The sequence below is a fragment of the Rhodobacteraceae bacterium Araon29 genome, from assembly GCA_039640505.1.
In the GTDB taxonomy this organism is placed as follows: domain Bacteria; phylum Pseudomonadota; class Alphaproteobacteria; order Rhodobacterales; family Rhodobacteraceae; genus CABZJG01.
Genome location: CP046865.1, coordinates 203389 through 225064 on the forward strand (window position 1 = coordinate 203389; position 21676 = coordinate 225064).

24 protein-coding genes are annotated in these 21676 nt (G+C 51.5%); 13 read left to right on the plus strand and 11 right to left on the minus strand.

What is annotated here, in order from left to right; all coding sequences use genetic code 11:
- Positions 1-122 precede the first annotated feature (122 nt).
- Entirely contained in the window at positions 123-1514 is a 1392-nt protein-coding gene (locus tag GN278_00900; GenBank protein ID XAT59511.1) for an adenosylhomocysteinase, read from the plus strand.
- Between the two features lie 384 nt (positions 1515-1898).
- On the opposite strand, the gene GN278_00905 is transcribed toward GN278_00900, so the two are convergent.
- The 8 genes from GN278_00905 to GN278_00940 all read right to left on the minus strand — a co-directional run bounded on the left by GN278_00905 (position 1899) and on the right by GN278_00940 (position 9089).
- Entirely contained in the window at positions 1899-2939 is a 1041-nt protein-coding gene (locus GN278_00905) for a zinc-binding dehydrogenase (GenBank protein ID XAT59512.1), read from the minus strand.
- An 11-nt stretch (positions 2940-2950) separates the two neighbouring features.
- Positions 2951-3373, minus strand: a complete 423-nt coding sequence (locus GN278_00910; protein XAT59513.1) for a hotdog fold thioesterase — start codon at positions 3371-3373, stop codon at positions 2951-2953.
- Positions 3370-4398, minus strand: a complete 1029-nt coding sequence (locus tag GN278_00915) for a phosphotransferase (GenBank protein XAT59514.1) — start codon at positions 4396-4398, stop codon at positions 3370-3372. Before GN278_00915 ends, GN278_00910 begins: the two co-directional genes overlap by 4 nt.
- 9 nt (positions 4399-4407) lie before the next feature.
- Entirely contained in the window at positions 4408-5073 is a 666-nt protein-coding gene (locus tag GN278_00920; GenBank protein XAT59515.1) for a histidine phosphatase family protein, read from the minus strand.
- A complete protein-coding gene (locus GN278_00925; protein XAT59516.1) occupies positions 5066-6049 on the minus strand; it encodes a nitronate monooxygenase in 984 nt (327 codons plus the stop codon). Before GN278_00925 ends, GN278_00920 begins: the two co-directional genes overlap by 8 nt.
- Before the next feature lie 18 nt (positions 6050-6067).
- On the minus strand, positions 6068-6523 hold the full coding sequence (locus tag GN278_00930) for a MaoC family dehydratase (protein XAT59517.1): 456 nt from the start codon (positions 6521-6523) through the stop codon (positions 6068-6070).
- Between the two features lie 3 nt (positions 6524-6526).
- The gene (locus GN278_00935) at positions 6527-7342 is read right to left on the minus strand and encodes an SDR family oxidoreductase (protein XAT59518.1); all 816 of its coding nucleotides are present in this window, start codon (positions 7340-7342) and stop codon (positions 6527-6529) included.
- Positions 7343-7430: 88 nt separating this feature from the next.
- On the minus strand, positions 7431-9089 hold the full coding sequence (locus GN278_00940) for an AMP-binding protein (GenBank protein ID XAT59519.1): 1659 nt from the start codon (positions 9087-9089) through the stop codon (positions 7431-7433).
- A gap of 184 nt (positions 9090-9273) precedes the next feature.
- On the opposite strand from GN278_00940, the gene GN278_00945 reads away from it, so the two are divergent.
- The 9 genes from GN278_00945 (at position 9274) to GN278_00985 (ending at position 15032) form a co-directional block, all read left to right on the plus strand.
- Entirely contained in the window at positions 9274-9885 is a 612-nt protein-coding gene (locus GN278_00945; GenBank protein ID XAT59520.1) for a ribonuclease D, read from the plus strand.
- Between the two features lie 26 nt (positions 9886-9911).
- On the plus strand, positions 9912-10517 hold the full coding sequence (locus GN278_00950) for a hypothetical protein (protein XAT59521.1): 606 nt from the start codon (positions 9912-9914) through the stop codon (positions 10515-10517).
- Positions 10518-10529: 12 nt separating this feature from the next.
- The gene (lptA, locus tag GN278_00955) at positions 10530-11030 is read left to right on the plus strand and encodes a lipopolysaccharide transport periplasmic protein LptA (protein ID XAT59522.1); all 501 of its coding nucleotides are present in this window, start codon (positions 10530-10532) and stop codon (positions 11028-11030) included.
- A 7-nt stretch (positions 11031-11037) separates the two neighbouring features.
- Positions 11038-11796, plus strand: a complete 759-nt coding sequence (lptB, locus tag GN278_00960) for an LPS export ABC transporter ATP-binding protein (protein ID XAT59523.1) — start codon at positions 11038-11040, stop codon at positions 11794-11796.
- Positions 11797-12020: 224 nt separating this feature from the next.
- Complete coding sequence (raiA, locus tag GN278_00965) at positions 12021-12587, plus strand: ribosome-associated translation inhibitor RaiA (protein XAT59524.1); 567 nt, start codon at positions 12021-12023, stop codon at positions 12585-12587.
- A gap of 45 nt (positions 12588-12632) precedes the next feature.
- Complete coding sequence (locus GN278_00970; protein XAT59525.1) at positions 12633-13097, plus strand: PTS lactose transporter subunit IIC; 465 nt, start codon at positions 12633-12635, stop codon at positions 13095-13097.
- 223 nt (positions 13098-13320) lie between these two features.
- Positions 13321-13716: an MBL fold metallo-hydrolase gene (locus GN278_00975; protein ID XAT59526.1), complete on the plus strand. Its 396-nt coding sequence runs from the start codon at positions 13321-13323 to the stop codon at positions 13714-13716.
- Positions 13656-14117, plus strand: coding sequence for an MBL fold metallo-hydrolase (locus tag GN278_00980; protein XAT59527.1), 462 nt, complete (start codon positions 13656-13658; stop codon positions 14115-14117). Before GN278_00975 ends, GN278_00980 begins: the two co-directional genes overlap by 61 nt.
- Complete coding sequence (locus GN278_00985; GenBank protein XAT59528.1) at positions 14118-15032, plus strand: EamA family transporter; 915 nt, start codon at positions 14118-14120, stop codon at positions 15030-15032.
- 113 nt (positions 15033-15145) lie between these two features.
- Here GN278_00985 and GN278_00990 read toward each other — a convergent pair whose 3' ends face one another.
- Positions 15146-16027: an EamA family transporter gene (locus tag GN278_00990; protein XAT59529.1), complete on the minus strand. Its 882-nt coding sequence runs from the start codon at positions 16025-16027 to the stop codon at positions 15146-15148.
- Positions 16028-16195: 168 nt separating this feature from the next.
- On the opposite strand from GN278_00990, the gene GN278_00995 reads away from it, so the two are divergent.
- Together GN278_00995 and preA are read left to right on the plus strand one after the other, a co-directional pair.
- Positions 16196-17530, plus strand: a complete 1335-nt coding sequence (locus GN278_00995; protein XAT59530.1) for an NAD(P)-binding protein — start codon at positions 16196-16198, stop codon at positions 17528-17530.
- A gap of 39 nt (positions 17531-17569) precedes the next feature.
- Positions 17570-18874, plus strand: coding sequence for an NAD-dependent dihydropyrimidine dehydrogenase subunit PreA (gene preA, locus GN278_01000; GenBank protein XAT59531.1), 1305 nt, complete (start codon positions 17570-17572; stop codon positions 18872-18874).
- Between the two features lie 6 nt (positions 18875-18880).
- Here the strand turns inward: preA and GN278_01005 are convergent, their stop codons facing one another.
- Both GN278_01005 and GN278_01010 read right to left on the minus strand, forming a co-directional pair.
- Entirely contained in the window at positions 18881-19501 is a 621-nt protein-coding gene (locus GN278_01005; protein XAT59532.1) for a TetR family transcriptional regulator, read from the minus strand.
- A gap of 27 nt (positions 19502-19528) precedes the next feature.
- Positions 19529-20173: a TetR family transcriptional regulator gene (locus GN278_01010; GenBank protein ID XAT62481.1), complete on the minus strand. Its 645-nt coding sequence runs from the start codon at positions 20171-20173 to the stop codon at positions 19529-19531.
- A gap of 248 nt (positions 20174-20421) precedes the next feature.
- On the opposite strand from GN278_01010, the gene GN278_01015 reads away from it, so the two are divergent.
- Positions 20422-21672 (plus strand): hydantoinase/carbamoylase family amidase, encoded by a 1251-nt coding sequence (locus GN278_01015; GenBank protein XAT59533.1) that lies wholly within the window; start codon positions 20422-20424, stop codon positions 21670-21672.
- Positions 21673-21676 lie beyond the last annotated feature (4 nt).

Below are 21676 nucleotides of genomic sequence, written 5' to 3' on the forward strand. Positions count from 1 at the left end.
GAACTTTGTTTCTTTGCCGCTAGCGGGGTGCGTGAGACAAAAGTGACGTGCTGCTTTACCTGATTGCCGTGTGATCTAAGTTATGTTACGCGCCATGTTGAGAATTTTAGGAGATCGAACCTGTGAGCACTGATTTTATAGTCAAAGACATTGCCCTGGCCGAATTTGGCCGCAAAGAATTGGATATTGCCGAAACCGAAATGCCCGGATTGATGGCGCTGCGTAAAGAATATGGCGAAAGCAAACCACTGACCGGTGCGCGTATCGTTGGATCGCTGCATATGACTATTCAAACCGCTGTTTTAATCGAAACATTGGTAGAGCTGGGCGCAGGTGTGCGCTGGGCCTCATGTAATATTTTTTCGACCCAAGACCATGCGGCGGCGGCGATAGCCGCAGGTGGAACGCCAGTGTTTGCGATCAAAGGTCAAACTTTGACCGAGCATTGGGATTACCTTGACCGGTCCTTTATGTTCCCCGAGGGCGCGAATATGATTTTGGATGATGGCGGCGATGCAACGCTTTACGTGTTGCTGGGTGCGCGGGTGGAAGCCGGTGAAACCGACCTGATTGCGGTGCCCACTTCAGAAGAGGAAGAGGCTGTTTTTGCACAGATCAAAAAGCGCATGGCCGAAAGCCCCGGCTGGTTCACAAAGCAGCGTGATATGATCCAGGGTGTGTCCGAAGAAACCACCACTGGCGTGCACCGTTTGTATGAGTTGGTCAAACAGGGCCAATTGCCGTTTCCTGCGATAAATGTGAACGACAGCGTCACCAAGTCTAAGTTTGACAATAAATACGGCTGTAAAGAATCATTGGTGGATGGTATCCGCCGTGCCACCGATACGATGATGGCCGGCAAAGTGGCTGTTGTGTGCGGTTATGGCGATGTGGGCAAGGGCTCTGCTGCTTCACTGCGCGGCGCGGGTGCACGTGTAAAAGTTACCGAAGTTGATCCGATCTGTGCCTTGCAAGCGGCCATGGACGGGTTTGAAGTGGTGCTGCTTGAAGATGAGTTGGACACAGCCGATATATTTATCACCACCACCGGCAACAAAGATGTTATCCGTATCGAACATATGCGCGGTATGAAGGATATGGCGATCGTTGGTAACATCGGCCATTTTGATAACGAAATCCAAGTGGCGCATCTAAAAAATCACAAATGGACCAATATCAAAGAGCAGGTTGATATGATCGAAATGCCAAATGGCAACCGTTTGATTTTGCTGTCCGAAGGCCGCCTTTTGAACCTTGGAAATGCAACCGGCCATCCGTCCTTTGTGATGTCTGCGTCCTTTACCAACCAAGTGCTGGCCCAGATCGAACTTTGGACCAAAGGCGATGATTACAACGATGACGTCTATATCCTGCCCAAGCATTTGGATGAGAAAGTGGCGCGGCTGCATCTGGGCCGTATCGGTGTCAAGCTGACCACATTGGACAAAGATCAGGCTGACTATATTGGCGTAACGCCAGAGGGGCCATTCAAGCCTGAACACTATCGGTATTAAGCCGGAGTGTTTGGCGCCACTTAGCGCGGACTGGCGCATTGATTTAACCAGATCAAACAGCGTTAGAACAGTGCGCGTGATTTAAAGAAAATTTGCGTCACTTGGTTCTTGGTTTTCTTTGCGAAACTGGGTTAACTATAAATACCGCGCCAGGACGGCCGGACCCTATCTAGAAACCTGACGTGCCGTGGGAGCACAAGGGGTGATATGAGGGTTCTGGCCACCGCGTCGGAGCCCTCATTTTTTTACAACAGCGCTGCTTGTGAAAATGGCAAGCTGGCTATTGGCCCGTTGATCCTTATCAAGACAGTTAAAATGCTTATGTGGGTCGAGAGGGTAAAGCGCCGTGCAGGAATTTGAAACCGACCGGCGCTTTAACCAAGACTAGCCCACCTTGACGATCTGTTTGCCAAAGTTTTCCCCGTTCAGCAGACCCATGAACGCGCGCGGCGCATTTTCAAGCCCCTCGGTGATATCCTCTTGATAGGTGATTTGGCCTTTTGCCAACATCGGACCAACATCGCGCAGGAAATCAACATAGCGGTCCCAGTGATCAGAAATGATAAATCCGTTCACTGACAGCCGGCTCACAAGGATTGTGCGCCAAAGTTTTGGCAGATTATCCCTTTCACCTCCGGCATTTGCGCCCAATGCGCCCGCGTTATACCAGCTGATCAATCCACAAAGCGGAATACGCCCACCCACATTCATCAGCGGCAGCACGGCTTCGAAAATCTTACCGGCCACATTTTCAAAATAAATATCCACGCCTTTAGGGCATTGCTCGGCAATGGCCGCGCGCATCGCTCTGGCGTCAGCGTATTCTTTATGGTCAAGACAGACATCAAAGCCGAATTTTTCCACTGCGAGCGCGCATTTTTCTGCGCCGCCGGCAATACCCACCGTGCGCAGACCGCGCGCTTTGGCCACTTGACCGACCATCGAGCCAACCGGGCCAGTGGCGGCCGCAACTACAAGGGTTTCGCCGGCTTTGGGGCGGCCCAACTCCATCAGGCCGTACCAACCGGTAAACCCGGGCATGCCAAGTACACCAAGGGCGGTTGTGATCGGGGCCAGTTTGGGGTCAAGTTTGCGCAGCTCTTTGGCTTTAATGCAGGCATGGCTGGCCCAGCCAAGCATTCCAAATACATAATCGCCTGCTGCAAAATCCGCAGCGTTCGTTGCCACAACCTGACCCACTGCGCCGCCTTCCATTGTGCCGCCAAGTGGCACCGGGTTGGCATAGGATTTTGCATCATCCATGCGGCCCCGCATATAAGGATCAAGCGACATATAGTGCACCTCAACCAGAACCTCGCCTTCGGCAGGCGTTGGCATGGGAATACTTTCCAGCAGAAAATCTTCATCGGCAGGGGTGCCCACCGGCCTGCGGGCCAAGGCAATTCGTTGCATGGTTTCGGTCATCTTATTCTCCTTTATGGTGGACTGCTACGATAGCGAAATACGCCAGTTGCGCTGGCAATTTTTGTGGATAGGTTATCGCTGAGAGAGGCGTCAGCGAAAAATGTTTTGCGGCCGCCGCCGGTACGATTGGCGGTGGCGATTAACAGATCGCCTTTGCATTGGGCCAGATAATTGACGTTTAAGTTAAGCGTCATAGCCCAGCGCGGCGGCGCACCCTTTGGGGCAAAACAGCCAGCATAGCCCATGGCTGTATCGGCCAATGTGGCATAAACGCCTCCATGCGGTATGCCCTGCCGGTTCATCAAAAAATCAGCCAAAGGCAATTCAAGCCGGCAATAACCTTCGGACCAATCGGCCAAAACAAACCCCAGATGACGCTGTAGCGGATAGGGGCGTTCATCGTGGAAATGCGCAGGATGGTCGATACCGCTCATACTGTTTTTGCAGCTTTTAAGCCGGCAGCCGCAAAAACTGAAACATAGTGGCCGACTTTCAATGCCCGCTCGGGGTTTGAGGCATTGCCGTCAAGCGCCCGCTTTTTCACGCCTTGCAGAATGCCGGCCATGCGGAAAAAGCAAAACGCCAAGTAAAACCCGAACCGGTCTATGCCGGCCAATCCGCGCCGCGCGCAATAAAGATCAATAAAGGCTTGATCTTCCATTAGGCCCTGCGCCTTTCGGTCGATCCCTGCCAGCCCGCGCCCCTCGGGGCCGGTCGGCATGGCCCATTGCATGATCACTGCCGCCAAATCGGCAAACGGATGCCCGATGGTCGACAGCTCCCAATCCAGCACTGCAAGACATTCGGGGCCGGATTTTGAAAACAGCATATTGTCGATCCGGTAATCGCCATGCACCAAGGTCCGCTGGCCGTCATCATCAGGAAGATTATTGTCCAGCCATTGGATCAGCGCATCCATATCAGGGATATGCTCTGTCTCGCTGGCCTTATACTGTTTTGCCCAGCGGCTGATTTGCCTTTGATAGTAATTGCCTTCGGGACCAAAATCTGACAGCTGCACCGCGTCAATGTCCACATCATGGATTGCGGCCAAAACACGGTTCATTTCCTCTTGGATCCTGCTGCGGTCGTCTTGGGCAACATCCGGCAGGACCGGGTTGTCGTAATTTATCCCGTCAACCATATCCATCACATAAAAGGCAGAGCCGATCACCGCATCATCTTCGCACAGCAAATGCATGCGCGCGACGGGCACATCGGAGTGTTCAAGCGCCTTTTGCACCCGAAATTCGCGATCAACTGCATGCGCCGATTTGAGCAATACGCCCGGCGGCTTGCGGCGCAGAACATAGTCTTTGCCTGGCGTGATCAGCCGGAAAGTCGGGTTTGATTGCCCACCGGCAAATTTCTCGGCACTTAAAGGGCCATTAAATCCAGCCAAGCGGTCACTCAGCCATACACTGACTGCTTCGGTATCTAGATGGGCAGTGTCTGACATGGTTGGCCTTTAGCTATAGGTCAAAAACTGATGAGTTTCGGCCGTGATATGCGGCGTTTCATTGAACCCGTGTAGATAACAGGCTTTTTGCGTAAAAATAAAGCGTGTGAGCGAACAGTTCTTGACCTGCAGTTGCAGTTTAATCTGTTGATCCGGCGGGCTTTGCATCACAGATGCCACCATCTGGCCAATTGGGCCGCCTGAACTCACGGCTAGGACGGTAGATGGTCCGCCGCGCATGATGAATTGCCGGGCGGCTTCGATGCGCTGGGTAAAGGTGGCCCAGCTCTCTGGCGGATCGGTGATCTCATCGCGCTGCCACGCCAGAACAGTTTCGCGCAGGGTTTTAAAATGGGTTTTGCGGTCACTATGCATATCTTTGGGGCCGCTGCCGGCTCCAAATCGCGCATTCAGCAGTCCGGTAAAGTCAAATTCATTCAGCCCAGCGTGAATTTCTGGCGCAACCGCTGCCATCCCCATGCCCCGCTGAATACCCTCAAGTGTTTCGCGGTGGCGGTTTAAATCGCCGATCACCCAAAGATCCGGCCGCACGCCCTGTGCGGCGATGGCTTGCCCAAGGGCAAAGCTTTGCGCGTGGCCAAGATCAGACAGCACGTCATAATTATCCGCGCCAAAACTGGCCTGAGCGTGTCTAGCCAGATAAAGTTCAGCCATTCGCTTGCCCAAACAGGCGGTCTTTGGCATGGCCGTATTGCGCGGTAAATTGATCTACCAATTCTTGGGTTGTCATATGGGTTTTGATCGCCCCAATGCCCTGACCTGACCCCCAGATTTCTTTCCATGATTTTGGCTTTTCGCGGTCTTGGGAAAAATCCATTGAGCTGGCATCGGCGCTGGGCAGATTATCAGGGTCCATTCCGGCCCGCGAGATTGAGGGCTTTAGATAGTTGCCATCCACACCGGTAAAGAGCGAGGAATAGACAATGTCGTCGGCGCTACTGTCGATGATCATTTGTTTGTAATCGGCGACTGCATTGGCCTCTTTTGTGGCGATAAAAGGCGATCCAATATAGGCCAGATCGGCGCCCATAGCCTGAGCGGCCAGAATACTGCCGCCGGTTGCAATCGAGCCAGATAACATCAGCGGGCCTGTGAACCATTCGCGGATTTCGCTGATCAGGGCCATTGGCGATAAAGCGCCGGCATGCCCGCCCGCACCTGCGGCGACCGCGATCAATCCATCCGCGCCTTTTTCGATCGCTTTTTTGGCAAAGCGGTTGTTGATAATATCATGCAGGGCGATGCCGCCGCAGCTATGGGCGGCGTCATTCACCTCGACGCGGGCCCCCAGCGATGTAATCCAGATCGGTACTTTCCATTTGGCGCATATTTCAACATCGCGATCAAGCCGCGCATTTGACCGGTGCACGATCTGATTGACTGCAAAAGGCGCCGCCGGATTGTCTGGGTTCGCTTGGTTATAGCGGTCAAGCTCTTCTGTGATCTGCTTTAGCCAGCGCTCTAGCTCAATCGGCTCGCCGTCTTTTTCCCGCGCGTTGAGCGCTGGAAACGAGCCGACAATGCCGGCTTTGCATTGGGCAATCACCAGATCAGGATTTGAGATAATGAAAAGCGGCGCTGCGATCACAGGAAGGCGCAGACCTGTTAGTTGCGATGGAAGTTTGGTCATTTCTTTGGAAGTCCTTGGTTAAAAATACTGTCTGCCAATCCATTCGGCGATCAGCGCGGGGCGCTCTTGGCCCTCAATTTCTACGGTGATGTCCCATATATTGGTCACTTCGGTTGGTTTGGGGTGACGCACGCTTTTCAATGTGAAATGCGCGCGCACACGCGCACCGGATTTCACCGGCGAGATGAACCGGATTTTATCAAAACCATAGTTCACGCCCATAGTGGCGCCTTCGATGTCTGGGACACCGTCGTAAATCATCGCCGAAAGCATCGATAAGGTCAAAAACCCATGCGCAATGGTGGTGCCAAACGGCGTCTTTTCAGCCGCTTTTTCGTCCACGTGGATAAACTGATGGTCTTCTGTCACATCGGCGAAATTATCAATCCGGCTTTGATCAATCTCGAACCAGCGCGAAGTGCCAACTTTCTGGCCCTCAAGCTTTAAAAAATCATCTAGTGCAATGCTGCTCATCGCCTAATCCTCTCCGAATATCGAAGCTCCGGTGGCCACGTTTATGCCGCCAGAGACAGGGATCACTGCGCCGGTTATGTAAGATCCGCCATAGCCGCAAAGAAACTGAAGACAGGCGGCGATATCTTCTGGCCGCCCGATACGGCCGCTTGGCACTCGCTCGGCAACCCGATCTGCGCCGCTGTCCTGACCGATGGCAAAATCGGTCATCCCGGATTGAAATGGCCCCGGGGCCAAAGCGTTGACCGTGATATGACGCGGGCCCAGTTCTTTAGCCAGAATGCGGGTCATATGATGTACCCCTGCTTTCGAGACCGAATAAGAATAGGCGCCATCGCCCATAGGCACTTCGCCCATCACGCTGCCAACATTGACCACCCGCGCCGGATCGTCCACCGTTCCCGCATCCGCCAGCATATCGCCCAGACCTTGGGTCAGGTGGAACATGCCAGTCACGTTCAGGGCCATCACCTTTTCCCAAGCGTCATAGGGGAAAACGCCAAATGGCATGCCCCAAGTGCGCCCTGCGTTGTTCATCAGGATGTTCAATGCACCGGTGCGCTGCTGCACTGCGCTGATCAAGGTCTCAATACCCTCGGCGCTGCCGACATCGCCGCCAAAGCCCTCGGCAGAGCCGGCAAGATCGGCGGCGTTTATAGCGGCGGCAACCTCGGCGCAGGCTTCTGCCTTGCGGCTTGCAATGAGAACACGCGCGCCGGCAGCGGCCAGTCCTGTGGCGGCCATCCGCCCAATACCGGTGGCCCCGCCAGTGACTAAAGCGGTTTTGCCGGTTAATCCAAAAAGACTGTCAGGCGTCATGTGATTTCCCTATTTTGGTCCAATTAGAAAAAAGCTGTTTGACACAATGTACAAGTGGTCAATTGACAAATGCCGTTACGTTTTTGGCCTATTCGCTTTGTCTGGCTTGCTCGGTTAGCTCGCGCCAAAGCACCTTGCTTGATCCGGATTTTGGCAAATTGGTAACAAATTCAATATGGGTCGGGCATTTATACGCCGCCATATTGGTTTTGCACCATGTGATGATATCGGCCGGATCGGGTGGATTTTCACGATCAACGGGCACAATAACCGCTTTGGCGGTTTCGCCGCGCCGGGTGTCGGTAATGCCAATCACGCAAACCTCGGCGATCTCTGGGTGGCCATGCATGATGGCTTCGACCTCGGCAGGCCAGACTTTAAAGCCGGCCGCATTGATCATGCGTTTGAGGCGGTCAACCATATAAAAATAACCGTCTTCATCCACATATCCCATATCTCCGGTGCGCAAATAGCGCGTGCCATCCACTGTGACGAAGACCTCTTCTGTTTCTTTTGGCCGTCGCCAATAGCCTAAAAAAAGCTGCGGCCCGGTCAGTAGAATTTCGCCCACCTCATTGGCGCCCAGCTTTGCGCCGCTTTGGGGCGACCAAACACAGGCGTCCACATCAAACACAGGTATGCCAAGGCACTGCGGACGCGCGTCTTCGACCGGATTAATATGGGTGGCAGCCATGGTTTCGCTCAGCCCATAGCCTTCGATGTAATCAAGTCCGGTGATGGTTTTTAGCCGATGGGCAACTGGTGCGGGCATGGCGGCGCCGCCGCCGCCGATCGCGCGCAAGCTCGACAGGTCATAGCGCTCAAGATCGGGCATATTGGCGAAATCTATCGCCATAGCGGCAATCGAGCGCCAGCGGGTCACACCGTAGCGCTGGATCAGTTCGGCAGCGATGCGCCGATCCCAGCGGGACATGATCACCACGGTTCCGCCTGCATACACCGGCCCGTTCATCACCGCCTGCATGCCGGTGACATGAAACATCGGCATGGTTGCAAGCGAGACGCAGTTTTCATCCATGCTGTACCATTGCACCCCGCCCACAGCAGTGACCATCACCGTGCGGTGGCTGTGCATGCAGCCCTTGGGCTGTCCGGTGGTGCCTGAACTATAGGGAATGACGGCTAAGTCATCAGGGCTTATCGTGGCTGGTTCTGCGCCGCTATGGCTGTCGATAACACGTTGCCATAGGGTGAAGCCTTTGGCTGCTAAAGGCGCCAAATCCCGCTTTTGCAAGCCTTTGGGCAGCGGCAGATCATAGTTCGGATTGGCCATCTGCGCATAATCGGCGAGCAAGGCGCAATCAAATTTACCAGCCTCTAGAAGCGGCGCGACCACCTCGCAGAGCTCAGCGCCGTGGCAAATGATTTTTGCATCGGTATCACTGCGAATATATTCAAGCTCGGCGCTGCGCGACATTGGATTGACGGGCACCACAACGCCCCCCGCATGTAAGATGGCATAATAGGAAATAACGAATTGCGGACTGTTTTGCATAAACAAAAGCACCCGGTCGCCGGGTTTCAGGCCCTGGCTGTGTTGCAAATACCCGCTCAGATTTTCCACCCGATCCAATAGGGTTTGATAGTCGTAATGAGCCCCGTGAAATATAATCGCTGTGCGCTGCGCAAACTTTTGCGCAGAAGCGATTAAATTTGCCGCCAATGTTTGCTCTGGTAGAGCCAGCGTTTTTGCAACGCCGCTCGGCCATTTTGCGCGGGGTGTCACAGCCGTATTCTCCTGTTTGGCCAATTCATGTCGCGTTTTTAAGTTGTTATCAAGCCTGCAGAGCGCTGTTCAACCAAGTTTGAAGGCGGCTTAAGCTTGCCGACACCCTTGCGCAACAGTTGCGAAAGCAGACAGTTCGCTTTATGTGAAAAGAACGTTTCTTGACCAAAGCAGGACATAGACAGTGAGCAATTTTCTCTATCAAGGCGATCTTCCGGACAATTTAGACTTGGGGCCTGTGGTCGCCATTGACTGTGAAACCATGGGGCTTAATCCGCATCGGGACCGGCTTTGTCTTGTGCAAATGTCTGGCGGTGATGGCAATGCACATCTTGTTCAGGTGGCGCTGGGGCAGGATGCGGCACCCAATTTATGCCGTATGCTGCAAGACCCCAAGGTGCTAAAATTATTCCATTTTGGGCGCTTTGACATTGCGGCGCTATACCATGCCTTTGGTGCCCTGACTGCGCCGGTCTATTGTACGAAAATTGCCAGTAAACTGACCCGCACCTATACCGACCGGCATGGATTGAAAAACCTGCTGCAGGAATTGTTATCGGTTGATATTTCCAAACAGCAGCAATCTTCGGATTGGGGCGCTGATGAATTAACAGATGCGCAAATGGATTATGCCGCATCCGATGTGCTTTATTTGCATCAATTGCGCGATGCGCTGAACATCCGTTTGGCGCGCGAGGGTAGAACAGAGATCGCGCAAAGGTGTTTTGACTTCCTTCCCACCCGGGCGCAGCTTGATCTTGCAGGTTGGCCAGAGATTGATATTTTTGCCCACTAGGGCATTACAGCGAGCGAAAATCCCTTATGGCAATGTCACAGAACATACATTTTCAGCTGATGACCGGGCTGAAATACTTGTTGCCGACGATTGCTTTGGGGTTGCTTTCCGTGATGTTTTACATGTCGCAGGGTGTACCTGAAGAAAGCACAATTCCTTATAGTGAAAAACGTCTTCATGACCGGGTCAAAGGCCCGCAAGTTAGCGCCCCTTATTTTACGGGTGTGACCGGCGCCGGTGATCGGTTGAGTATGTCGGCCATGTCGGTCAAGCCAGATCAATCTGTTGATGAAGACATGGCAATTGATCAGGTGGTTTTACGGATCAAAACTGGCCCAAGCCAAGATATTCTGGCCTCATCGGACAGCGGGCTCATTCGAAATGCAGAAGGGCTTTTGGTGATGGAGGGAAGCGTACAGATTATCGCCAACGATGGCTATCAACTGAGTGCGTCTAAGATTACCAGCAAAATGGACGCGCTTTGGCTTTATGCCGACGGGCCCGTGAAGGGCACCGGTGCTGCGGGCATTTTAGAAGCGGGCTCAATGGAAATTTTTCGAGATGCCGACACAGGTAACCTGCAATTTATTTTTAAAGACGGCATAAAGCTGATATACGATCCGAAAACCTAAAAGGGGCATAACGTGGGCAAAATTTCTTTGGTACTGATTTTAATGGTATTTGGGGCGCTGAGTGCTACCACCTCTATGCTTCTGGCACAAGAAGCCACCCCCGGATTCGGGTCAATAACCGAAGACAGCAAAGAACCAATCGAAATCTCTGCAGATCAGCTAAAGTTTGATGACGAAACCGGGCTAGCTACGTTTCAGGGTGATGTATTGATCATTCAGGGTGATTTGCAGCTTACCGCGGAATTTGTTGAAGTTGTTTACTCAGATGACAGATCAAAGATTAACAGTATGATTGCGAAAACCAATGTCCGGCTGACCAGTGGGCCGGACAAAGCCAAATCAGATGCAGCCGACTATGATTTGTCGCGGGGTAGCATTATTTTGACGGGCAATGTTTCGATACTTCAAGAAGGCAATACCCTTGTAGCAGAGCGGGCAGAAATCGATCTTGAAACCGGCACCTCTAAGGCGTCAGGCCGCGTCAAAACAGTTTTAGTTCCTGCGAGCGAGTGAGAAAAATATGAGCGCCGCAGAACTGATTAGCGAAAACCCAAATTCGGGCTTAACCATCAAAGGCCTACGGAAAAACTATCGCAGGCGGGTGGTTATCCGCGATATTTCCATGTCTGTTCAGCGCGGCGAGATTGTCGCGTTGCTTGGGCCAAACGGATCGGGTAAAACAACCAGCTTTTATGCGATCGCAGGTCTTGTTGCCTCGGATGGTGGTCAGGTCTTGCTGGACGGAGAGGATATCACCCGGCTTCCGATGTATCGCCGTGCGCGGCTGGGTATTGGCTATCTGCCGCAGGAAACCTCGATTTTTCGCGGTCTGTGCGTCGAAGATAATATATCTGCGATTTTGGATATTTCCGAACAAGACCGGCATAAACGGCGAGAGCGTCTTGAAGAACTCTTGGCCGATTTTGGTCTAGAGCATTTGCGGCGCACATCTGCAATGGCGCTGTCTGGTGGTGAGCGGCGGCGGGTGGAAATTGCTCGTAGTTTGGCAGCTCATCCTAAATATCTGTTACTCGATGAACCCTTTGCCGGTGTTGATCCCATTTCTGTTGGCGATATACGGCAATTGGTGACCAACCTTAAAACCCGCGGGATTGGGGTTTTGATTACAGATCACAATGTGCGTGAAACACTTGAATTGGTGGATCGCGCCTACATCCTGCACGATGGCAAGGTTCTGATGTCGGGTAAACCCCATGATGTGATTGAAAATGAAAATGTCCGCCGGGTGTATCTTGGGGATAGTTTCCGGATTTCCTAAAATCCGCCGATGAGGTGCGATTTTTGAACTACCCCATTGACACATGCCCCCTCGGTCGCCTTCTATATAGGTGGCGGCGTTAGACTTCAGCTGAGTCTCTCAGGGTCGTTTTCAAAAAGCGATCAGCAATATTATAGCTGTCAAATCCTGCATCCGGACGTGAGTACGCCCGTCGGCTTTGGTTTTGTCGCGCTGTTATTTCTATTCAATCAAAAGGAGTTCATATGCGATATCAAATTTCTGGAAAGCAAATTGACATAGGATCTGCGCTGCAAGTGCATGTTAAAAATGAACTTGGCGCTGTAGTTGGAAAATATGCAGAGCGTCCAACCGACGCAAATGTGGTCTTTTCAAAGAATGCACATCAATTTGCATGCGAAGCCACTGTGCACCTTTCAACCGGGCTTAGGGCGCAGGCAAAAGCTTTGGCAACAGAAATTTACGCAGCGTTTGACAGCTGTAATGATAAAATGGAAAAGCAACTTCGCCGATATAAAAGGCGTTTGAAAGATCATCACAAGGAGCGCACGCAGCCGGTTGAACTTTCGCACGCTTCCTCGTATATCCTTGCCCAAGACAGCGGAGCTGAGGATTCGGAACCCGAATCGCTACAGCCAGTCATCGTTGCAGAAACAGAAGCGCAAATCCCGATGATTTCGGTGGGCGAAGCTGTGATGCAAATGGAGTTGGCAGGTTCCCAATTCCTTGTGTTTCGGAATGAAGGTAAAGAGAGCGTAAATGTTGTGTACCGCCGTGATGATGGAAACATTGGTTGGATAGAACCGCAATGAAAATACCTTTGGTATAATCAGCGCTCGCTTAGGAAAGCATAAAAAATGGAATTGTTTAATTTGCTCAAACCAGAGGCTGTAAAAGTTATTTCTACAGTATCGAGCAAAAAGCGGCTGTTGCACAGCATTGGTGAATTGGCGCAATCCGTACATGGGCTGGACGCTGCAAAGACTGTTGCGGCCCTTCAAGAGCGAGAAACTCTCGGGCCGACTGGGGTTGGAAGCGGGGTGGCTTTGCCGCATGCGCGATCAGCTCAGATTGACCGTGTGGTTGGGACATTCATCCTGTTGGAAAAGCCAGTTGAATTTGAAGCAGTGGACCAACAGCCTGTGGATCTTATTTTTGCGCTCTTTGCGCCGGAAACGGCCGGGGTAGAGCATTTAAAAGCGCTGGCGCTGGTGTCCCGGACCTTGCGCGATCCAATGCTGCGCAGAAAACTGCGGGCCAATCCGGACGGCTCAACCCTGTTTACAATTCTGACCGAAGCGCAGAGCGTTCAGGCCGCCTGAACCAAACAAAAACCATTGAAAGAAGCGCAATGTTTTTGTGCAAGCCATCTTGGTGACTCTTTAGGTTTTGCCGAATAAATTTTTCTTGCATTTGCAGCGTTGCCGGAAAACAGTACCGACACATCAAGACCACGCAAACCGGGTGGGACATGTAGTTTAGGCGGTATTTCATGCAGGAGCGCGTTGATATTTCTTTCAAACAACCGCTTGGATTGGTGCGGCGATGAGCCTTGTGACGATACCTGTTGCGCCCGGAGTAAGCTGTATCCAAGAAACTGGTGTTGCCAATTTCATGCGCTGCAACATATGGCACGTTCAGGGCCGCGATTGCGATCTGGTGATTGACACCGGCATGGGGCTTAATCCGCTCAAGCAATACATTGCGCAGTCAACAGACAAACCCCTAAAGGCCATCGCCACCCATTCGCATTTCGATCATAGCGGCAGCCTGCATGAATTTGACTGCCGGCTGGGCCATAAGCTTGAAGCCGAAGCCTTTGCTGCGGGTGGGCGTGAGGCGGTGCTGTTCAAGGGCGCTTGGACAGAGATTGATTTTATATGCCCTCAAAGACATGGCGATTTCGACCGCCAGACATTTACCATAACCCCGCGCCGCTGACTGGATATATAGATGAGGGCGATATCATCGATCTTGGGGACCGCGCTTTTCAGGTATTGCATTTGCCCGGCCATTCGCCTGGATCTATTGGGCTATATGATTTGAAATCTGCCACATTGTTTTCTGGCGATGCGGTTTATGATGGCGCATTGCTCGACAGTCATCCCCATTCGGACAAGCAGATTTATCGCCACACGCTTGAGCGCTTGCAACGGCTTGGCGCCGAGGTCATTCACGCAGGTCATTCGCCATCCTTCGGCGGCGAGAAACTTGATGAAATTATAAACGGCTATTTTTCTGGCCAAAACATAATGCCCGACGTGAAAGAGTGGTTTGCAGAGTTTCAGGCCAATGAAAATGACCCCTATGCCAATCAAAATTGGCCAGAAAGTGGCTGTTGAATGATCACTTGGACTATAGGTCGATATTCTGATCGCTCGCTCAGCATTATGATTTTTTTAGCTGCTGCCGTCTGGGGGCTATATTGGGTTCCCATTCGCGGTCTAGAGCAATTGGGCGTTATGGGGCCTTGGTCAATTGCCTATTTCAATGCCTGCCCAATTCTGGTGCTGGTTCCTGCCCTCTTCATCTGGCGCCGCAGCCTGCATATCAACTTTACGCCGGCTGTGTTCGCGGGCGTGATATTGGGCATCGGTTTGGCGCTTTATGCCACCGGCCTTGTGGCTACATCGGTGGTGCGCGCGACCCTGCTGTTTTACCTGACCCCGATCTGGTCGACCATTATCGGGATGATCTGGCTGTCCGAGCGGGTCACGGCGCTGCGTATTCTGGCGATTATATGCGGGTTATTGGGATGTTTTTTATTGCTCAGGACGGATCAAGGCTTCAACGGGTCAATCAACGTCGGTGATCTGTGCTCGCTGCTGTCCGGGGTATTTTGGGCGGTGGGTGCTGCCAGCTTAAAGCGCTGGCCCGGTAGCCCGACGTTGACCATTACCTCAGTGCAACTGATGGTCACCACCGTTGTGGGGCTTGGACTTGGGCTGGCATTATTTGACTATCCAACGCCGGATATCGACAGTTTAAAGGCGGGGTTTGCTTTGGCATTTTTCACCTCTGTTTTTGTTTTACTGCCCTCAGTTTTACTGATTTTCACCATTTCACAAATCCTGTTTCCCGGGCGGGTTGGCATTTTGATGATGTCCGAGGTTTTGGTGGCCATTATCAGCGCCTCGATCCTTTTGCCAGACGAGCAGATGGCGCTGCTACAATGGTTGGGCGCCGCAGCCATAATCGCATCTGCCTTTGCTGAGGTTTCCTTTAGCACGGAACCCCGCACCGAATCCGCCGGGTAAGCGCGTAAAAACATGTTTTTGGCACCTCTGCGATACAGCTGCGATACTGACGTGATACTGATGTGTCATTTTGGCCTATATTCATCCAAACCGTGGGCGAGGGCGCGCCATTTTTATACGGTTTGCGGCTTTGGCTCTGCGCGTGGCTGAGCACGCCAAAGCAGCATCACAAGGCTAAAGAAAATCATTACGCCGCCCACAATAAGATAGGCCAAAAGTTCCTGACCAAAGACAGCCACTTGAAAAACGGTGACCCAGAACGGCGTGCTAAACGTATAGGCGGTCAACTGCCCACTGGCCAAATGGGATGACGCAAAGGTCAGCAGGGTAAAGGAAAAAATGCTGGCAAAAATCGCAAGATAGGCAATGCAAAGATACATATCCCAGCCCAGATCAGTCCAGTTTGTTTGCAATATTCTGCTTGGAAAAATGAGTAATATTAAGATGCTGGCGCTGGCCATAACGGCAAAACTAATAAAAACAGCAGGCTCGCCAGAGCGTAGTTTTGGCATAAATACCGCATAGACTGCATGCGAAATTGTACCCAAGAAAAACACCAGCTCACCATAGCTAAGGTTTAGGTAAATGAGGTTGGCGAGGGATCCTTGAAACACAATCACCAAAGCGCCAGCAGCGCCAACCAGAAGATAAAACACAATATTGGACTTGGTTTTTAAACCAAAAACTGCGCGGTCCAAACAGACAGCCAGAAACGGCATCATGGTGAAAATACTCGACGTGGAAATCGGTGATGCGGTTTTAAGGGCTTCAAACATAAAGATAAAATAAAACGAAAAGCTTCCCCCAAGTAAAAAATACCGCCACGGTCGTTTGAAGTATTCGCGCAGAAACATGTTTTTGCGCCACAAAAAACCGGCGAGCAAAACAGACGCCAGCAAAAACCGGATAAAGGTGAGGGCAATGGGATCAATATCATTCGCGATATAGGCCCCAATGGGATAGGAGCCGGAAACCAAAATCGCAAAAAGCACCATGCTCGCATGTGCTGAAAGGTAAGTTTTATCTAACGCCAGTTTTTTATTCCTTTGCCCAAATGATCTCTGCCTAGCCTATTTTTGTCAAACCCTTAGAAATTTTACCAATTGATAAAAAAATGATTCCATGTCATGATCACTTCAAAGATCATAAGCTAGGAGTTCCGTGTGTCCCAGCCAAGTACAAAATCAGGGGTCGCCACTGGTCGGTTGACGCCGCAGGGCTATCAAGATAATTTTGCCGACCTGCATCCCGCTTTGGATGATCACGAAGCGCTGGTTGCAGCCGATAGATGCTATTTCTGTCACGACGCGCCGTGCATTACCGCCTGTCCCACTGACATTGATATTCCGCTGTTCATCCGGCAGATTTCAACAGGCACGCCAGAAGCCTCGGCCAAAACAATCCTATCGCAAAATATTCTTGGTGGAATGTGCGCCCGGGTTTGCCCAACAGAAACCCTGTGTGAAGAGGCCTGCGTTCGTGAAAAAGCTGAAGGCAAGCCAGTTGAAATCGGTCGTCTGCAGCGCTTTGCGACAGACCGGGTAATCCCTGCGGGTATTCATCCGTTTGAAAGAGCTGCACAAACCGGTAAAACTATTGCAGTGCTTGGCGCTGGTCCTGCAGGTCTTGCCTGCGCGCATCGCTTGGCCATGTACGGTCATGATGTAACCGTTTTTGACGCTAGGCCAAAAGCCGGTGGGCTGAATGAATTTGGGATCGCGGCGTATAAGTCCACCAATGATTTTGCTGCTGAGGAAGTGGATTGGCTGCTTAAAATCGGTGGTATCAAGATCGAGCTCGGCAAGGCGTTGGGTCGTGACTTGTCGCTTGAGGATTTGGCCAGTGAATATGATGCGGTGTTTTTGGGCATCGGCCTTGCAGGCACCAACGCGCTTGGGCTTGATGGCGAGCAAAAACAACACGTCGAAGACGCGGTTTCATTTATTGCAGACTTAAGACAGGCAAGCGATTTGTCCCAAATGGCTGTTGGGCGCCATGTTGCAGTGATCGGCGGGGGTATGACGGCGGTAGATGCCGCTGTGCAAGCAAAATTATTGGGTGCTGAGCAGGTGCATTTAGTCTATCGCCGGGGCCGTGAGCACATGAACGCGTCCAAGTTTGAACAAGATCTTGCTGCGTCACACGGTGTTCATATTATTGCAAACGCGCAGCCTGTCGGGGTCATTGGAAATGGCGCCGTGCAAGAGATAGAATTTGCCTACACGCGCCAAGAGGGCGGTAAACTTGAACAGACTGGCGAAACCTTTCGCCTAAAAGCAGATCAAGTTTTCAAAGCCATTGGACAGACCTTAGATACCGCCCTGAATGGGCTTGACCTTGCGCGCGGTAAAATTGCTGTCACCGGTGCTGGGCGTACATCGCTCCAGAGTGTTTGGGCAGGCGGTGACTGTACCAATGAGGGCGATGATTTAACCGTAACCGCAGTGGCGCAGGGACGTGATGCTGCAGAAGATATACATAAAACGCTGCTGGCCTAAAGGCTTGGCGGCACATCAAAGGCACAAAGGAGTGCTAATATGGCAAACCTGACATCCGACTTTATCGGGATTAAATCCCCCAATCCATTTTGGCTTGCCTCGGCGCCGCCGACCGACAAAGAATACAATGTACGCCGCGCTTTCGAAGCCGGCTGGGGCGGTGTTGTTTGGAAAACGCTCGGTTCAGAGGGCCCGCCCATCGTGAATGTGAACGGGCCAAGATATGGCGCCATTTGGGGTGCAGACCGGCGCCTTTTGGGATTAAACAACATCGAGTTGATTACCGACAGGCCGCTGGAAATCAATCTGCAAGAGATCAAGACCATTAAGCGTGATTTTCCGGACCGTGCCGTGGTGGTGTCGCTGATGGTTCCTTGTGAAGAGGCCGCATGGAAGGCTATTTTGCCTTTGATTGAGGATACAGAAGCGGACGGAGTGGAATTGAATTTCGGCTGCCCTCACGGGATGGCGGAACGTGGAATGGGATCCGCTGTCGGTCAAGTGCCCGAATATGTGGAAATGGTCACCCGCTGGGTCAAACAAAACAGCCGGTTGCCGTGTATTGTAAAATTGACGCCAAATATTTCTGATATTTGCCAACCTGCTGAGGCCGCAAAACGCGGTGGTGCGGATGCGGTGAGCCTCATTAATACAATTACGTCTATCACTGGTGTCGATCTTGATATTATGGCGCCCACACCAACCATTGATGGCAAAGGCACCCACGGCGGATATTGCGGACCTGCGGTTAAACCCATTGCGATGAATATGGTTGCCCAGATCGCCCGCAACGGTGAAACAAGTGGTGTCCCCATTTCCGCGATCGGTGGTGTTACCACATGGCGAGATGCTGCAGAGTTTATGGCTCTTGGCGCCGGTAATGTGCAGGTTTGTACCGCTGCCATGACATATGGTTTTAAAATTGTCGAAGAAATGATCTCGGGTCTGTCACAATGGATGGACGAAAAATCCTATAGCTCGGTTGATGAGTTTGTCGGGCAGGCTGTGCCAAAGGTTATCGATTGGCAATATCTCAATCTCAATTATGTCACCAAAGCCCGCATAAATCAGGATGACTGCATTAAATGTGGTCGTTGCTATGCAGCCTGTGAAGATACAAGCCATCAGGCAATTACAATGTCCGACGATCGCGTTTTCGATGTTCGAGATGATGAATGCGTTGCCTGTAACCTTTGCATTAATGTTTGTCCTGTGGAAGGCTGCATCACAATGGAGACACTGGAAGTTGGCGCAATGGATGAACGCACTGGCACACCTATCTCACCTGATCATGGTGATTGGACGACCCACCCGAACAACCCAATGGCGCGGGCGGCAGAATAGCCGTCCTTAAGGCGATAGAATTTTGTCAAAAATAGTCTCTACAAAGGACTGTGCGCCGTCATAGGGATCAGTGATATTACCGGCTCTGACAAGTTTAATTTGGGCTTCAAAATCTGAATAATGCTGGGTCAGAGCCCAAATTGAAAAAATAAGGTGATAGGGGTCAAGCTTAGCGATTTGACCGGCATCCATCCACTGAGAAATAACGGTTGCTTTTTCATCTACTAAAATACGCAGTTCGCCTTTTAGAAAATTTTCAATCCTTGGGGCACCTTGGACGATTTCATTGGCAAAAAGACGGCTTTCACGGGGAAAATTCCGCGATAATTCAAGTTTTCTGCGAATATAGGCAAGCAACTCATCCCGGGCATTTCCATTTGGGTTTAACGCCCGCAAAGGATCTAGCCAAGTGTCCAAAAGATCGCTAAGCAACGCGACATGTATCGCTTCCTTGCCATTGAAGTAGTAGAGCACGTTTGGTTTTGAAAGACCGGCCTTGTTTGCGATCTGATCCAGGGTTGATCCCCTAAACCCATGCGCTGAAAACACCTCTAAAGCTGCATCCAATATTGCCGAGATATTATGCTTTTGTATCCGCGTTAACGGTTTTTTATTAGATCGCTCCATAGATACCGCACCTATCAGAGCACCGCTCTATGTACCAGACTTGGGGGCTAAACCAGCCCAAATAATTTGAAAAATGGTTTCGGTTGCATCGTCCCATTGTTCTTTGGATAAAGGCTCAGCTGCGTTCAAGGTCTCAACCTGATGGGTGAAATCAGCATAATGCTGGGTTGTAGCCCAAATCATATAGAGCACCCACCGGGGATTAATCGGTCTAATTTTTTTATCTTCAATCCACTTTTGGATCATTTCAATCCGGCCATCTGTCCATTCGGTCAGCTGCGTTTCCAAAAAGTCTTGAATGATCGGGGCCCCATGCATGACCTCATTGGCCCAGACTTTAGATCCATTTTTCCGCAAGCGGCTTATTTCCATTTTTTGCTCGATGTATTTGCGCAATGCTTCGGCTGGATTGTCAGACTGTTCAAAGCTATCCGCCGCTTGCAGCCAAATGCCAAAAATTTGCTCAACAACCCGTCGATAAAGTTCTTTCTTAGAGGCGAAATAATAATGCACATTGGCCTTGGGAAGATCAGCCTGGTCTGCAATCATTTGCATCGTTGACCCACGAAATCCGTGCTGTGCAAAAATAGTCTCGGCGGCGTCAAGAATAACCCGCTCATTTTCCGCTCTGATCTGAGCTTTTGGTGCCTTTAAATTTAGCAATTTCTGCATTTCCGACATTGCGCGACTTCACCAAAAAGAATCAATCTTGACTGATTAGTCAACTGTGTTACGGTTCAATTTACCAGATGGTCAAAAAATTAGAAAGACCACGCTTAAAACGGCCGAAGTGTCGGATAGGGAGTTTGGATCACAACCACTTGCATGGGTGGAATAGTGACGTTTCAGCTCGATCAAAGATAGGCGTGAAAACAGACTGCAAGGTCTCTTGGCTTTGTAGCAGGCACAGGAGAGTTGACATGGCGGCACCGGGTGAAAACCTTAGAATTAACGGCGACCGACTTTGGGACAGCTTGATGGAAATGGCCAAAATCGGTCCGGGTGTTGCGGGCGGTAATAACCGACAGACACTGACCGATGAAGATGGCGAAGGGCGCGCATTGTTTCAAAACTGGTGTGCGGCTGAGGGATGCTCCATGGGCCTTGATCAGATGGGCAATATGTTCGCGCGCCGCGAAGGCACTGACCCTGATGCCCTGCCGGTCTATGTTGGATCACATTTGGACACACAGCCCACGGGCGGCAAATATGATGGTGTTCTAGGTGTCTTGGGCGGGCTTGAAATTATCCGCAGCCTCAATGATATGGACATCAAAACAAAACACCCCATTGTGGTGACCAATTTCACCAATGAAGAGGGCACGCGTTTTGCCCCGGCCATGCTGGCATCGGGCGTTTTTGCGGGTGTGCACACCCAAGACTGGGCCTATGAGCGTACTGATGCAGACGGCAAAGCATTCGGTGATGAGCTTAAGCGCATCGGTTGGCGCGGCGAAGAGGAAGTCGGCGCCCGCAAAATGCATGCGTTTTTTGAATTGCACATAGAGCAAGGCCCTATTTTGGAAGCAGCAGATGCTGATATTGGTGTTGTCACCCATGGTCAGGGGCTTAGCTGGACACAGGTCACGATCACTGGAAAAGACTCGCACACAGGCTCGACCCCGATGCCAATGCGCAAAAATGCAGGTCTTGGAATGGCGCGGGTGCTCGATCTGGTGAATGAAATCGCATGGAGCCATAAGCCGCATGCTGTTGGGGCGGCGGGACATATTGATGTGTATCCCAATTCACGAAATGTCATCCCAGGCAAAGTGGTTTTTACCATCGATTTTCGAAGTCCAGACCTTGCTGTGATCCAAGATATGGAGCAGCGCCTCAAAGAGGGCGCAACAAAAATCTGTGATGACATGGGGCTTGAGGTCAGCTTTGAAAAAGTTGGGGGTTTTGATCCCGTGACATTTGACGATGACTGTGTCTCGGCGGTTCGAAGCGCCGCAGAGCGGCTTGGCTATAGCCACCGAAATATAATTTCAGGGGCCGGCCATGATGCGTGTTGGGTGAACCAAGTGGCCCCAACCGCAATGATCATGTGCCCCTGTGTTGATGGCTTAAGCCATAATGAGGCCGAAGAAATATCCAAAGACTGGTCCACCGCAGGCGCGGAAGTGCTGTTCCACGCTGTGGTCGAGACTGCGCAAATTATTGAATAAGCTG